The sequence below is a fragment of the Rahnella sp. GSA61A genome (assembly GCF_019969905.1).
GTDB lineage: Bacteria > Pseudomonadota > Gammaproteobacteria > Enterobacterales > Enterobacteriaceae > Rahnella > Rahnella aceris.
Genome location: NZ_JAHXYO010000001.1, coordinates 211,164 through 226,541, shown reverse-complemented (window position 1 = coordinate 226,541; position 15,378 = coordinate 211,164). Strand labels below are relative to the sequence as shown.

Sequence of the window (15,378 nt, the reverse complement as noted above, 5' to 3'; positions counted from 1 at the left end):
AATGACGTCAGACCCGCCGGACATAAATTAAGAGGTCATGATGAGTACTGAAATTAAAACTCAGGTCGTGGTACTTGGGGCGGGTCCTGCGGGCTATTCTGCTGCTTTCCGTTGCGCTGATTTAGGTCTTGAAACTGTTCTGGTTGAACGTTATTCCACGCTTGGCGGCGTGTGTCTGAACGTTGGCTGTATCCCTTCTAAAGCTCTGCTGCACGTCGCGAAAGTGATCTCTGAGGCAAAAGCACTGGCTGAACACGGTATTGTTTTCGGTGAGCCGAAAACGGACATCGATAAAGTCCGCGTCTGGAAAGAAAAAGTCATCAACCAGCTGACCGGCGGTCTGTCCGGTATGGCGAAAGGCCGTAAAGTCAAAGTCGTTAACGGCTTGGGCAAATTTACTGGCGCGAATACTCTGGTTGTTGAAGGCGAAAATGGTCCGACGACCATCACTTTCGACAATGCCATCATTGCGGCGGGTTCCCGTCCAATCAAACTGCCATTCATTCCACATGATGACCCGCGTGTCTGGGATTCTACTGATGCACTGGAGCTGAAAAGCGTCCCTGAGCGTCTGCTGGTCATGGGCGGCGGCATTATCGGTCTGGAAATGGGCACCGTTTATCACGCGCTGGGTTCTCAGATTGACGTGGTAGAAATGTTTGATCAGGTGATCCCTGCGGCTGATAAAGACGTGGTGAAAGTCTTCACCAAGAAAATCAGCAAGCAATTCAATCTGATGCTGGAAACCAAAGTGACAGCCGTAGAAGCCAAAGAAGATGGCATTTACGTCACGATGGAAGGCAAAAAAGCCCCTGCTGAACCACAGCGTTATGACGCCGTGCTGGTGGCTATCGGTCGCGTGCCTAACGGTAAACTGCTGGAAGCGGGCGCTGCAGGCATTGAAGTGGACGACCGTGGTTTCATCCACGTCGACAAACAAATGCGCACCAACGTGCCACACATCTTTGCTATCGGCGATATCGTCGGTCAGCCAATGCTGGCGCACAAAGGTGTTCACGAAGGCCACGTGGCTGCCGAAGTTATCTCCGGCAAGAAACACTACTTCGATCCGAAAGTCATTCCATCCATTGCCTACACTGAGCCAGAAGTTGCCTGGGTGGGTCTGACTGAGAAAGAAGCGAAAGAAAAAGGCATCAGCTACGAAACCGCCACCTTCCCGTGGGCAGCTTCCGGCCGTGCTATCGCTTCCGACTGCGCAGACGGCATGACCAAACTGATCTTCGACAAAGAATCTCACCGTGTTATCGGTGGTGCGATTGTCGGCACCAACGGCGGCGAGCTGCTGGGCGAAATCGGTCTGGCGATCGAAATGGGTTGTGATGCAGAAGATATCGCGCTGACCATCCATGCTCACCCGACTCTGCACGAGTCCGTGGGTCTGGCAGCAGAAATCTACGAAGGCAGCATTACCGACCTGCCAAACCCGAAAGCGAAGAAAAAGTAATTTTCTCCTTTGCTGATAAACGCCTCTCCGGAGGCGTTTTTTTTTTGCCTGATATTAGGTGCTAGTTATTTATATATCAAATGGGTTGTTAATGATAAATATAAATTGAATATGTTTAATGCGTTGATTGTTTAATATTTGGTGTCTGATTGCTTTATTCGTGAGCTTGGTAGCATTTTATTTTAAATTCAATGTTAAAACGGAGGGGGTTAATTGTTTTAATTACATTAGATATATAAATGGAGCAACAATGGACGTTAAGTTAAGGACTACGCTCAGCGTATTATGTTTATTGTCATTATGTCCGTCGGCTAAGGCCGCAACCGAATGTATGTTTACCTCACAATCAAACGTAAATATCACCTACAGCGATACGATTGTAATTACTGATGAAGCACCGCCTGCCAATGGTTTTAAGCAACTCACCACGCAAACCAGTACGCAATATATTCCTTCAACCGAGATTCATTCAACCTGTAATGCAGGTCAGGATGGGCAAGCTTTTTCAGGCAGTGTTGCCGGATATCAGGGATCATTAGATATTTTTACCGCCATAAATGGTAAAAACGTGCAACTTTATGGCACGTCTATTCCCGGCATATTTTATGCGGTAAAAATGTATAGCAAAAAATGCCCGGAAATGGGGGGCTATGTTCCCCCGAGTAAAGACTGGACGTTTCTCTATGATGTTGGCGATGACGATGAAAAATCGTGTTTGAAAAGTGATGAGCCTTATTATTTTGACCTGGCTTTCTTTATGAATTCAGATTACCAGCCGCGGGAAGATACCATCGCGATTCAAAATATCCCGATACAGGAACACGGCAATTTCAAACTTTCCGGTACGGATGGTGATGATGCGCAAGGGAAGGCAACGGTTGAAACGGTGCAGTTTGTCGCTGAATTAAGGAAGAATGCCACGGAATGTCCAACGTCGGCGACATTGTTGAATGAATTACAAAACAACCTTGCGAAGAATAACCAAATAGTCACGGCCCAGCATCGAGGGGATTTTAATGACACGCAGCCAGAAAACAGCCTCGGTGCTTTTCATCTGTCCTATGATCGTTGCCGCGCTAACGTGGAAACGGATGTCCGCGCGACGTCAGACGGTGAACTGGTTGTGTTTCATGATCTCAACATCGGTAAGATGCTTGAGCCAACTTATGATCCTATCGCGAACTCCGGGCCGAATGTGGCGCTGAGTAGTTTGACACTGGCAGAATTGCAGCAAAAGTACCTCGTCAATGTTGCCACGCGACAACCGACAACGTATACGGTACCGACGGTCAATCAACTGATAGATGATTACATTGCCTATAATGGCCAGTCACTCATTTATCTCGAAACCAAGTCATCTTCCGTCATCATGCCCACTGCACTGGCCCTGTATAATAAATCGGTTACGTATTCGGGCAGCAACCTGTTACAGCGGATCATTATGAAAGTGAATATGGCGGAATATCCCTCGCCAGACCTTTGGAATAATGCACTGATTAACGCCGGTATCCCGGCGGGGGTCACCATCATGATCGATCCGGTGATTACACCTAATGATGCCAGTAAAATAAATGACTTGCCTGACACCACCTTTGCCTGTCCTGCCGGGATCTCCGATAGCAAGGCGGTTTGTGCCGTTCGCGCATGGGCAAACGCGCCAGCGACACTGGCCCCGATGGTCTCTGTGTTAATTAAAGATTCCGCCGATTTTGAGGAAGTGAGCACCAAACAAAATGAACAGGGCAGCTATGACGCGCCAGCCAATTTCCAGTTATCAAATACGGTGAGTGGTACGGTGGCTGAAATGGTGGCGGTAATTAAAGGGGCAGGGAAAGCGCTGGAGATATTCTCACCCGTACCAGATTACATGTTATGGAAAAATTTAAATTTCTACACCGAAACGGTCTATGACAAAAATATCCCGCAGGATATCTCGGTCAGAGAAGCATTTTATAATAACGACTCATCATGCTGTTACCGCGTGCTGGATAAGCTCAGTCCGTCAACAATAGCGGCAGAAAAAAATGATTATCGCATGAACCTCGGCTGGCTGCGGGATATCGGCGCAAATGTCATTACGGCTGACGACACGGATTCGATTAATACTTATTTTTCTGGCACTGGAGTGCTTGATAGAAAATTAACGCCACATGTCTGGACACCTTCTTTTTATATGCAATCGATTCTGTCCTGGCAATTGGGTAGTGCAGTCATGGAAGGCAAGAGTCTGGCTTCCGAGAAAGATGCTTATGCTCTCTATAATAACAATGATTCCTATGCATGGACCTATCGTCCCGACCCACCTATTGCGGTGATGCGAGCCGGCTATTACGCATGGATGTCAGTTAAACGACAACCCGATGGACGGGTACGTATTTCACCCGCATATAATAAGGAGCAATGCTTGCGCTCAGCGTTGAGCAACCATTCGTGGGATTATGTTGGCTGGAAAAAGGATTGCACCTCGGAGAATACATTGTGGGAGATGCAACCTAAAAGCGGCAGTGAGGATTGGTTTTCGCTAATTGATGCCCATCATATGAGCCTGGGTTGGGCATACTCGGGCAAACTGTATTACGCCTATTCCTATGGCTATGTCTACGTCGATAAACCGTCAACGCTATCGGATCCTTATTACTGGTCATTCGGCACAGCAATATAACACGCGGTCGTCAGGCATAGTGCGCTATGCCTGATTAATCACCTGATACAACGGGATCATCGCCGCGCCCCACGAGGCGCTTTCGGCACCCATCGGGGAGTTCGCCAGCCGGACTTTCGGGCGGTCTGGATCAAGCCTGGCATCGAGCCTTTGCGTTAAAACCTCAGTCAGCCTTTCGGTGATGGTTTTCGGCATGGCACCCCCTAAAATAATCAACTGTGGATCCAGCCATTGCAGACATCCCATGATGCTCTGCTCGACCTGATCGCAACAGCGTGAAAACCAGACTTCCAGCAAGGGATGCTGTTCTGCGGTGAGTGCCGGTAGTTGCGCTTCGCTTAACCCTGCTTGTGTGAGCGTCGCGACCAGATCTTTATAGGATGGACGCGGTTTATCGCCGGGAAATGCCATACCGACTTCACCGGCATTCAGAAACCCGCCGCGCAGGAGTTTGCCATCGGCGATAATCCCGGCACCGATCCCGTAGCCGAGATCGATAAAGGTTATGTCACGATAGGAATTCCACGTACCTGAATACAGCTCGCCAATCGCCGAGGCATTGGCGTTGTTTTCAACCCATGTCGGCCAGGGCAAATTGTCCTCAAACGCCTGTTGCAGGTCGACATCGCGCCAGCTTGAAAGCCAGGCCACACAGTGACGCTTTTTGCCATCGGGCTTGAGAAAACCCGGCACGGCATACCCCATGCCGAGGATGCGCGCATGTTTAAGCTGGCGTTTTTTTAACGTCTGCTCCACCAGGTTTTTAATCTGTTTTAGTGTGGTGGCAAGCGGCTGATTTTCCTGATGAGGCTCAGAAATACTGAACAGTTTGCGGCCACTGAGATCGACCAGCGTCATGTCGATAAAGCCAGGGCTGAAAGCCAGCCCGACCGCACACGCGCCGCCAGGATTGAGCCGCAGGGGCAGCGACGGTTGTCCGCGCTGCCCCATATTGCGTTCGCCTTCGATAACCAGACCCGAAAATAAAAGCTCCCGGCATTGTTGGGTGATTGCCCCTGCAGTGAGATTTGAATAGCGCGCCAGTTCGGCGCGTGTCACCGGTGCATGGCGACGAATCAGCTCCAGCAGCAAACGTTGGGTAGGACGCAGTTCCAGACGGTCAGGTTTTACATTCATAATATGGCTATCGTTTTTGTTATCAGGCCCAGCGCAGTCCCGCTTCTTCAATCAGCGCCTGCAGGTACGGAAGATCATCATGGCTGAGCATATCGATCAGACCTTCACGCAGCCAGCCCATGATCTCGGGGTGACTATCATACCCGAATTTGTGCTGGTACTGCTCCAGTGGCGTCATGCCATTTTTCACTTCATGCAGGTACATGCGTACCCCCAGTCCCGCCTGTTTATAGGCCCGAAGATCGTCAACATGGGCGAACTCATATTCAAAACAGACGCAACTGGCATGGGAATGCTGCACGGCGGCCAGTTGATTGTTGTAACGCTCCAGCGTCACGACCTGCAATGCTAAATCTGGGATCAGGGCTTTGACGCGGTTAATCAACACATGATTAAACCCCAGCAACTGAATATGTGACAGCGCCTCTGGCATTGACTGCAACAAGGCAACCAGATGATACACAAATTCGTCATGTCGACGACGTTGCTTCACTTCCACGATCAGGCCCATGCCATTCTCTACCGCCCAACGCAGAATATCCTGCAATAAAGGGATCGGCGTGCCCGCAAATTGCGCATGGTATTTAACGCCGAAATCAAATTGCCGTAACTGCGCGAGCGTCATTTGCTCGACAAAACCTGTGCCGGTCGACACGCGATCAATGCGGTGATCGTGTGTGACCACCAGATGATTATCTGCGGTCAGATGAATATCTAACTCAATGCAATGAGTCCCTGCCTCTTTTGCCCCGATAAACGCGGGCAGAGTGTTTTCCGGATAACGGCTGGAGTAGCCGCGGTGACTGTTTGCCAGCACGATGCCTTGTGCGGCCTGATGAAAGTTAAACGCCATTGCCTGTTCCTTTTATGGTGTGAACATATGGCCATTAAATTTACTCTTTAAATTTAATTATGGAAATAAAATAATTATAGTGATTATTTTTATTGTTCAACATTATGATAAATAATTAGTTTTTGTGTTTTTATGGCTTGGTTTTGATTTTGAGGATCTTTGTCACATAAATTTTATATTTAGTGTGTAAATTTAATTGCCGGAGTATTAACACAGGATTTGTACACTATGTCGACGCTTTCACTGGAACAGGTTACAAAGCAATTTGGCGCGTTTTACGCCGCCCGCGAGATCTCCTTCACCGCCGAGGAAGGTGAATTTGTCACCCTGCTTGGCCCGAGCGGCTGTGGCAAAACCACGCTGCTCAAAATGATCGGCGGGTTTCATCAGCCAGACAGCGGACGCATTCTGATTAACGGGCAATCCGTTAATAATTTGCCGCCGGAAAAGCGCAACACGGCAATGTGTTTTCAGTCGTACGCGCTGTTTCCGCACCTGAATGTGGCGCATAACATCTGTTTTGGTTTGAAGCAAAAACGCTTACCTCTTGCCGAGCAGCAACTGCGGCTGGCGGAGGCGTTGAAGCAGGTTGGCTTGCAGGATCAGCACCTGAAAATGCCGGTGCAACTTTCTGGCGGGCAGCAGCAACGCGTGGCACTGGCCAGAGCGATGGTCACGCGTCCGGATGTGGTGTTGTTTGACGAGCCGCTGTCCAATCTGGATGCGAAACTGCGTGAAAGTGTGCGTTTTGAAATCAAAGAGTTACAGCGGCAATATCAACTCACGTCCATTTATGTCACCCATGATCAGGCCGAAGCGTTGACCATGTCCGATAAGATCGTGGTGCTCAATGCGGGCAACGTGGAGCAAATTGGGCCGCCAGAAGAGATTTATTACCGTCCTGCTAACCGTTTCGTCGCTGATTTTATTGGTGCAGCCAATATCGATATCGCCCACATCACTCCTGCGGAACAGCCTGGTTTTTATCGGGTTCGTTGCCAGTTAGGTGAGTTTTACGTACGTTCTCCGCGTCCTCCGCTCGCTGAGCATTGCTATATCTGCTGGCGGCCTGAAGATGCGCGCTTTGTGCCGCAACCACAAACCGGCGATAACCATTTCTTCCTCACGCTGCGCAAAATGGCGTTTATGGGCAACCTGACCGAAGCATGGGGCGATAACGATGACGGTAAATTGTCGGTACGTCTGCAACTGGTCAAAAAACCGCAGGCCGAAAGCGGGGCGCGGGTTTGCTTCCGTTTACCCGAGGATGCGATTCACTTCCTCGAGCCAGTAGTGGAGGGGCACGATGAAATGGCGTAATGAGCTGACCGCCTGGCTGCTGATGATCAGTGGACTAGGCACCATTGTGTTGCTGATGGGATCGACCTTTTACGTGGTGCTGGTACAAAGCATCGGCTATTTCAATCTTTCCGGCGACAGCCAGTTTTCGCTCGAATACTGGCAAAACGTATTACAAGATCCGGTGCTGCACAGCGCGCTGATCTATTCGGTTAAAGTCTCAATATTGGGGGCTTTCGGTGCGGTGCTGCTCTCTTACCCGCTGGCGTTGTGGCTCCGTCAGCCGCTGGTGGCGAAAGAAGGTATCGTTGCTGTTTTGCGTGCGCCGATGTTTATTCCCGGCCTCGTGGCGGCATTTCTGTTCATCAATATTATTGCTTATCACGGCGTGATCAATGAGCTATTGCTGGCGCTGGGCGTTATTGATCAACCGCTGCGTATGCAGAACGATGACTTTGGCTGGGGCGTCGTTATCTTACAAATCTGGAAGAATCTGCCGTTCGCGCTGATTCTGGTCGGTGGCTCAGTTAACGCAATCCGTACCGATGTACTGGACGCGGCGAGTAACCTGGGTGCCAGCCGCTGGCGCTGTTTTCGGGACGTTATCTTTCCCCTGACGTTACCCGCAGTGCAAGTGTCCCTGATCCTTATTTTTATCGGTGCGCTGGGCGACTTTGCCTTCTTCTCCGTCGCTGGTCCGCGCAATACCTACTCGCTGGCTCGCCTGATGCAGGCCACGGCCATGGAATACGGCGAATGGAATAACTCTGCGGTTATTGCCGTGATTATCATGCTGACGGCAGCATTGGGTACCTTGCTTATCGCCATCCTCCTGACACCGCTCGCCACCCGCAAAGGAGAGGTCAAATGAACCGCACGGCGAATGGACGCCTGATCGTCACGATTTCACTGTTGTTCTTTATTCTGGTCAATCTGGTCTGGCTTGGACTGCCATTTTCAATGGCTATCTTATGGTCGCTGGTTGACCCGCAACACCCGTGGAGCTACCCGGACTTATTCCCGCAAGTGTTGTCGATTAACCGCTGGATACAGGTGTGGCAGCAAACTTCGCTGTCAGAAGCCCTCTTTAACAGCTACACCATTGCGCCCGCCGTGGCGATGCTGAGTTTACTGCTGTCGTTACCCACCGCTTATGCGTTTGGGCGCATGACTTTTCGGGGCAAAGCCGTTGCGGAAATGCTCACGCTGATCCCACTGGTCATGCCAGGTATGATCATCGGGATTTTCTTCAGCGCCATGCTGATGAATCTGAATATCAGCAACCCGTTTATCAGCATCGTGTTAGGGCACACTGTGCTGACACTGCCTTACTCGATTCGCATTATGTCCGCAGGGTTTAAAGCGGTGCCGCAAGATTTAATTGATGCCAGTCGCGATCTCGGTGCCAGCCATTGGGGAACGTTCTGCAATGCTTTTTTACCGATGCTCAAGCCCAGTTTCCTGGCCGCGTTGATTTTTTGTCTGGTGCGCAGTTTAGAAGAGTTCAGCATTTCATACGTTCTTGGCGCGCCAGATTTTATTACCGTGCCGACCATTCTTTATTCTTTTCTCGGCTATTCCTTTGTGCGCCCGGATGCGGCGGTAGTCTCAATGATCCTGGTGATCCCGAATGTAGTCCTGATGGTCATTATTGAGAAGCTGTTGAAAGGGAATTATCTGTCACAGTCAACCGGCAAGGCGTGATCCTTGATAAGGGAGTCATTCAACATGAAAACAGGCACGGTTTTATTTCTCAGTGGCATGTTATTGAGCGGGGCAGCGACCGCCACGCCACTGGCACAACAAGATTGGGATCTTGTCGTCGCACAGGCCAAAAAAGAAGGCTCAGTCACCTTCAACGTCTGGTATTTACAACCGCAATGGCGCAGTTTCGTTGCTGATTTTGAGAAACAGTACGGAATTAAAGTGCGTATTCCGGAAGGGTCGATTGATGGCAACATGAATAAACTGCTGGCGGAAGCTCGCCGCGAGAAAGGCAAAATGGACGTGGTGGCCTTGTCGGTGGCGCAATTACCGATCATCCGTAAAGCAAATGCCCTGGCGCAGGTAGACTGGCTGCCGGGTTACGGGGATGCGGTGCATCAGTTGCAAAGCGTGAATACCGAAGGATATGCGGTTGCCTTTTGGGGCAACCAAACCGGTATGGCCTACGATCCGCAACAGATGGGCAATCAACCTTTGCCGCAATCACTCGATGATTTACAACACTTTATCGATGCGAATCCGAAGAAGTTTGGTTACAACGATCCGAATAACGGCGGGGCAGGCGAAGCCTTTATTCAGCGCGTGGTCACCCTCTCCTCAGGCACATTTGATGCCGATGCCACGCAAGTCGATCCTGACATTATTAAAAACTGGAAAAAGGGTTGGGAATGGTTCGTCGGTAATAAAGAAAAAATCACCCAGACCGCATCGGGTGCGGATAGCCTGACCCGTCTGAATGATGGCGAATTATTGCTGGTACCCGCCTGGGAAGATCATCTGGCAGGTTTGCAAAAATCCGGGGCGATTACCGGGCGCCTGAAATTTTATATTCCGGCTTTTGGTATGCCGGGAGGGGGCAATATTGCGGCTATTGCCGCAAACAGCACACATCCGGCGGCGTCGGCGGTGTTCCTGAACTGGTTAACGCAAGCTGAAACCCAGCGTGCGTTGAATGTCGCTTTCGGCGCGGTGCCGATGAACAAACAAGTGAAAACAGACGTGGTGCAGCCAGACATTGCCACGCAGTTTTACGGCAAGGAATACAGCATGCAGCTCAGAAAAGAGTTTGTGCGCCAGGTTTCTATGCAATAAGTCGTCCATGTCTGAAACCGGAAATATTTCTCATTTCCGGTTTTTTTGCCTTTTTTCACCCGTGGCATACACTGTGCCTGTTCTCATTTATCTCATTACACCCTCATTCATTTATTTTCTTCAGCTCAATGTTATCGATAAAATAATGTGAGGGGATGTGATTACCTCAAATATACCTGCTTGTTTAAAGTGAATGTATATCGCCAGCTTTGATAAATGAATCTGGTGGGATTTATTTAATTTTAATCTCAGGTATTATTCCATGAATAAGCGTAATCCTTTTATTTTACTTCTTGGTACGGTTTTGTGTTTCAGTCAGACCGTCGTACAGGCAGCCGATGGCACCATTAATTTCATCGGACAAATTGTTGCCACGACATGTGATGTGAATGGCGGAAGTAATGCCTCCATTAATGTGGATTTAGGCACTGTCGCCGCGACCTCATTTACGGCAGCCGGTGATACTTCTTCGCCGACCGCGTTCACGATTTCACTCACCAACTGCCCGACAACCTTCACCGCTGCGGCCGTCAAATTCGATGGTACCGCCGATGCAGTGGATAATCAGCTGCTGGAAGTTAGCGGTGGCGCAACCGGTATAGGCATTGAAATTGCGGATAGTCAGGGGACACCAATTCCTCTTTACACGGCCTCACGTTTTTATCCCATTGATGCGACTGCCGAAGGGGTGGATATGAACTTTATCGCCCGCTACAAAAGTACCGGGGCAACCGTAGGCGAAGGCGCAGCAAATGGGACCTCTCAGTTCACCATTAATTATCAATAATAATAATCAACAAATAATCTCTTTAAACTGGCAGGGATGCCAGAGCTTCAGACGCGGATGTCTTTTTTTTATTGACGGAAATATGAGAGGAATATATGCGGCGTCTTTTTATTATTTTATCAGGGATGTTATTTATTCTCTTTCCGGTGCCTCCGGTTTATGCGGGTGTGATTACAGAAGCCACGCGGGTGATATATCCGGGTAATAAAAAAGAAACCTCGCTGACCGTCAGTAATCAGGATGCACAGTCAGAGCCCTTTCTGATCCAGTCATGGGTGGATAATAACGGGCCTGACGGGACACAAAAATCCTCCGTTCCTGCGCCTTTTATCGTGACTCCCCCTTTATTTCGGCTGAATGCCGGTCAAGATAACAGTCTGCGAATTATCCGTACAGGCGGCGTGCTGCCTGAAGATCGCGAATCCCTGTTCTGGCTGAATATCAAATCCATCCCCCGTTTGCCTGAAAATGCCCCCGCCGGTTTATTGCAAATCGTGGTGAAGACGCGCCTGAAGCTTTTTTACCGGCCCGCAGCGTTGCTCGCCCCCGCCGCGCAAAGCGCCTGGCGGCAGTTGCAGTTCTCCCGTCAGGACTCAACGCTGCGGGTGACCAATCCGACACCTTATTACTTCACATTTTTCAGGTTAAACCTTGGCAGCAACCGTGTGGCAACAGGTAACACCATGGTTCCGCCCTTTGGGGAAGCCCGTTATCCCTGGCCTCAGGGAGCGGTCACTGGCGAGGTCAGCTGGCAGGTCGTCAATGATTATGGCGGTACCAGTTCAGTGGAAAAAAACCGGATGCGCTGAGGCATGTTATGAATAAAAATCATGTCGTTACGCATCTTTCATCTTCCCTTTTGCGGTCATGGCTTCTGGCGGGAATCGCTTTGGGAACATCTGAAACACGCGCGGATGACCGTTTTAACGTTCAGGCACTGGAAATAGAACATCCGGGCGCGCCGGTGGATATATCGCAATTTTCCCGGGCTGGCGGGCAGACGCCGGGTGTTTACCGCGTGGATGTGCTGGTGAACAATGTGCCGAAAGGGCGGCAGGATGTGACGTTTATCGCCTTGAGGGATCTGACACTCTCCCCGCTTTTTACTCCGGCACAATGGCAAAATCTGGGACTCAGAACCCGCAGCATTCCGGCATTACGCGACTGGCCTGTACAAAAGCCGGTTGAGGATTTCACGCCGCTGATGCCCGGTGTTGTGAGCCAGTTTGACTTTTCCCGCCAGAAACTCCTGATCACCATCCCTCAGGGATTGCTCGACACGCTGGCAAGGGGCGCGGTCAGCCCGGAGTTATGGGATGAGGGAACGCCGGCCTTACTGCTTAATTACAACCTCAGCGGTGCCCGTACCTGGCAAAATTCAGGCGGCAGTGATCAGAGCCAGTTTCTGAGCCTGAGAAGTGGTGCCAACTGGGGCGGCTGGCGGCTGCGCAACTACAGCACCTGGCGTTACAGCCGCAACATTGACGGGCAATCGCAGCAGGACTGGGATTCGGCGTACAGCTTTCTCCAGCGCGATGTGCCGGTGCTCAAAGGGCAATTTATCGCGGGAGAAAGCACGACACCTGCGGATATTTTTGACAGTTTTACCTTTCGCGGCGTGCAGTTGTCTTCCGATGACAATATGTTGCCTGACAGCTTACGCGGCTTCGCCCCCGTGATCCGCGGTATTGCCCGAAGCAACGCGCAGGTGACGATTAAGCAAAACGGCATGGTGATCTACCAGACCTATGTGCCGCCCGGCGCTTTCAGCATCGACGACTTATACCCGACTTCCGCTTCCGGGGATCTGGAGATAACGGTCAGGGAAAGTAATGGCGAAGAGCGACATTTTACCCAGGCATTTTCTGCTATCCCGATCATGCAGCGCGAAGGCCGGTTGAAATATGCCCTGACACTGGGGAAATACCGCACCTATCAGTCCGGGGGTGATGAACCTGAATTTCTTCAGGGATCACTGATTTATGGTCTGGGTTATGGCGTGACGCTGTTTGGCGGCAGTCAGCTGGCGCAGAACTATAAAGCGGCGAATGCCGGTATCGGCAGTATGGTCGGGGATTGGGGATCCTTGTCATTTGATACCACGCTGGCCAACAGCGAACTGACAGACAATCACACAGAACGCGGTCAGGCATACCGGCTGCAATATGCCAAAAGTGTGACTGCAACAGGCTCAACGCTGTCGCTGGCAGGGATCCGCTTTGCCGGGGATTTTTATCATTTCAGTGATGCCAGTAACTGGCGTGAGGACGAAAGCAACGGAAATTACTATGGTCAGCCACGGGAACAGTATCGCCTTAACCTGACCCAGATGATCAACAACGGGCAGTGGGGATCGCTTTCGCTTTCGTGGTATCAGCAAAACTACCGACAGTCGCAAATTAATCAGCGCAGTCTGGGGATCAGTTACAACGTCAATATTGCCAGTATCGATTACGCCTTATCGGTATCGGATAACCGTACTTACGGCACTGAGAGCGATAAACAGATCGCCTTTAATGTCAGTATCCCCCTGGGTCGCTGGCTGTCAAACGCCTGGGCCACGGCTAACGTGAACAGCGCCAGTCACGGGCGGACGCTTTATCGGACCGGTATCAACGGCATGCTGCTTGAGGATAACAACCTCTCTTATGCCGTCAGTGAAGGTTATGGCACTCACGGGCAGGGAAACAGCGGTAGCGCCAGCCTGAATTATCTGGGCAGCGCCGCGCAGCTCAGCGGGGGCTACAACTACAATCAGGACACTCATCAGGTCAATTACGGATGGCAGGGTGCCATTGTGGGCCATCCCTTCGGTGTCACTTTCGCGCAGCCTCTTGCCAGCGATCTCTCTGCCATTGCCATTGTCCGCGCCCCGGGGGCGGCGGGCGTGAAATTACAAAATAATACCGGCGTGTATACCGACTGGCGCGGCTACGCGGTGGTGAATTATCTCAGCCCGTACAAGCGAACCCGTGTGGCGCTGGATACCACATCACTGGACGAAAACGTCGATATTGACGACAACATCCTTTCCGTTGTTCCCACTGCCGGTGCCGTGGTTATGGCGTCCTTTACCACGCGGGCCGGTAGCAGATTATTGCTCAACCTTACCTATAACGGGCAGCCTGTGCCCTTCGGCGCAGAGGCGTTTGTGGTGGGCGACGAACGAAACCGCGCCATCGTCGGCGACCAGGGGCAGGTGTATCTCAGTGGCTTGTCGGATCAGGGCGCGGTCAGAGTGACATGGCAAGGGGGACAGTGCGAAGCACCGTTTACATTATCTGGTGCGCAAAAAGCGGCGGTCTCTCAGGCCAGCAGCGTATGTCGATGAGGTATTTATGAAAATGATGATACTGCTGGTCTGTCTGGTTCTGTTTTCTGGCAAATTATGGGCAGCCTGTTCTACCGCACCGGTAATGCCGCAGTCCTGGGATTTAAGTTCGGTTGCGGTAACATCCTCTTTGCCTGTTGGGGCGGATATTCCCGGAAGTCAGCATACTTTCAGCATCAGCGGTACTTGCGGTACAAACGGCAGCAACGAACTCTCCGGCGACCCGATCATCGCCTGTTACTACGGAAACGGTACAGAAATCGCGGGTTTCCCCGGCGTTTACTCTACCGGTGTCGAGGGCATCGGTATTGCCCTGACTAACTCCAGCGGACAACGTGTGGTTGGCGGTGGTGTAGGCTGCGATACGCGCAACACATCGCTGGGTAACCTGGACAGCAGTCTCAGCTATCAGATAGCTGTCACGTTATCGTTAGTCAAAACCGCCAATGACATTTCGGATACGGCACTGGCGCAAAGCCAGACCCGTTTCGGGCTGGGGGTGTATGGCAAATCCGGCCTCGGGGGCGGGGGAGCCAACACGCTCTCTTATACAGGCAATATCAACATCAGAACGGAAAGCTGCGATGTGCTGAATAACACCATTAATGTTTCTCTGGGCACGGTCTGGCCGGGGCTTTTTTCCAGTGCCTCCGCTGGCGGCGTCACGCCCGATGTCCCATTTAGCATCGAACTCAATTGTGATGCCGGGGCGAATGTGAATATCCGTATCGATGGCACTGCTGACGATTCGCTGGTCGCCGGTGTGATCAAAATCAGCAATGGTGCGGAAGGGCAGGCATCCGGAGTGGGAATTCAGATCCTGAAAGGCAATACCTCGCCTGTGAGCCTCGGACAACAATGGGCAATCACCCCTTCGGCCAGCGAAGGAAGCCTGAGTATTCCCTTTTTTGCCCGCTACTATCTCAACGGGCAAACACTCAGCAGCGGGAGTGCGAATGGCACGGCCACGTTTACGATGATTTATTATTGAGAAAGGTCGCCTTTGCAGACGACATGAAGTGAAGTT

At 51.1% G+C, this 15,378-nt stretch carries 12 protein-coding genes; 10 read left to right on the top strand and 2 right to left on the bottom strand.

Translation table 11 applies throughout. The features are described 5' to 3' along the window. Positions 1-40 precede the first annotated feature (40 nt). Positions 41-1,465 (top strand): dihydrolipoyl dehydrogenase, encoded by a 1,425-nt coding sequence (gene lpdA / locus LC431_RS01025; protein WP_013576983.1) that lies wholly within the window; start codon positions 41-43, stop codon positions 1,463-1,465. Between the two features lie 250 nt (positions 1,466-1,715). Beyond that, complete coding sequence (locus LC431_RS01020; protein ID WP_223509165.1) at positions 1,716-4,127, top strand: glycerophosphodiester phosphodiesterase family protein; 2,412 nt, start codon at positions 1,716-1,718, stop codon at positions 4,125-4,127. Positions 4,128-4,151: 24 nt separating this feature from the next. Here the strand turns inward: LC431_RS01020 and LC431_RS01015 are convergent, their stop codons facing one another. After that, the gene (locus tag LC431_RS01015) at positions 4,152-5,264 is read right to left on the bottom strand and encodes an ROK family transcriptional regulator (RefSeq protein ID WP_013576982.1); all 1,113 of its coding nucleotides are present in this window, start codon (positions 5,262-5,264) and stop codon (positions 4,152-4,154) included. A gap of 22 nt (positions 5,265-5,286) precedes the next feature. Further along, positions 5,287-6,117 (bottom strand): glycerophosphodiester phosphodiesterase family protein, encoded by an 831-nt coding sequence (locus tag LC431_RS01010; protein ID WP_013576981.1) that lies wholly within the window; start codon positions 6,115-6,117, stop codon positions 5,287-5,289. A gap of 228 nt (positions 6,118-6,345) precedes the next feature. Between LC431_RS01010 and LC431_RS01005 the strand changes: the two genes are divergently transcribed. From LC431_RS01005 to LC431_RS00970, 8 genes are all read left to right on the top strand, one after another. Further along, positions 6,346-7,437, top strand: a complete 1,092-nt coding sequence (locus LC431_RS01005; protein ID WP_013576980.1) for an ABC transporter ATP-binding protein — start codon at positions 6,346-6,348, stop codon at positions 7,435-7,437. Next, entirely contained in the window at positions 7,424-8,287 is an 864-nt protein-coding gene (locus tag LC431_RS01000) for an ABC transporter permease (protein WP_013576979.1), read from the top strand. Before LC431_RS01005 ends, LC431_RS01000 begins: the two co-directional genes overlap by 14 nt. Continuing rightward, on the top strand, positions 8,284-9,120 hold the full coding sequence (locus LC431_RS00995; RefSeq protein ID WP_013576978.1) for an ABC transporter permease: 837 nt from the start codon (positions 8,284-8,286) through the stop codon (positions 9,118-9,120). The genes LC431_RS01000 and LC431_RS00995 overlap by 4 nt, the downstream gene beginning before the upstream one ends. Positions 9,121-9,177: 57 nt before the next feature. Then, positions 9,178-10,233: an extracellular solute-binding protein gene (locus tag LC431_RS00990; protein WP_369794759.1), complete on the top strand. Its 1,056-nt coding sequence runs from the start codon at positions 9,178-9,180 to the stop codon at positions 10,231-10,233. Positions 10,234-10,495: 262 nt separating this feature from the next. Continuing rightward, positions 10,496-11,020, top strand: coding sequence for a fimbrial protein (locus LC431_RS00985; RefSeq protein WP_223509163.1), 525 nt, complete (start codon positions 10,496-10,498; stop codon positions 11,018-11,020). 95 nt (positions 11,021-11,115) lie between these two features. Next, positions 11,116-11,829 carry a molecular chaperone gene (locus LC431_RS00980; RefSeq protein WP_223509162.1) on the top strand — a complete coding sequence of 238 codons (714 nt, stop codon included), beginning with the start codon at positions 11,116-11,118 and terminating at the stop codon, positions 11,827-11,829. A gap of 80 nt (positions 11,830-11,909) precedes the next feature. Next, positions 11,910-14,351 (top strand): fimbria/pilus outer membrane usher protein, encoded by a 2,442-nt coding sequence (locus tag LC431_RS00975; protein WP_223509160.1) that lies wholly within the window; start codon positions 11,910-11,912, stop codon positions 14,349-14,351. Between the two features lie 7 nt (positions 14,352-14,358). After that, positions 14,359-15,342 carry a fimbrial protein gene (locus LC431_RS00970; protein ID WP_223509159.1) on the top strand — a complete coding sequence of 328 codons (984 nt, stop codon included), beginning with the start codon at positions 14,359-14,361 and terminating at the stop codon, positions 15,340-15,342. The last annotated feature ends 36 nt before the right edge of the window (positions 15,343-15,378 follow it).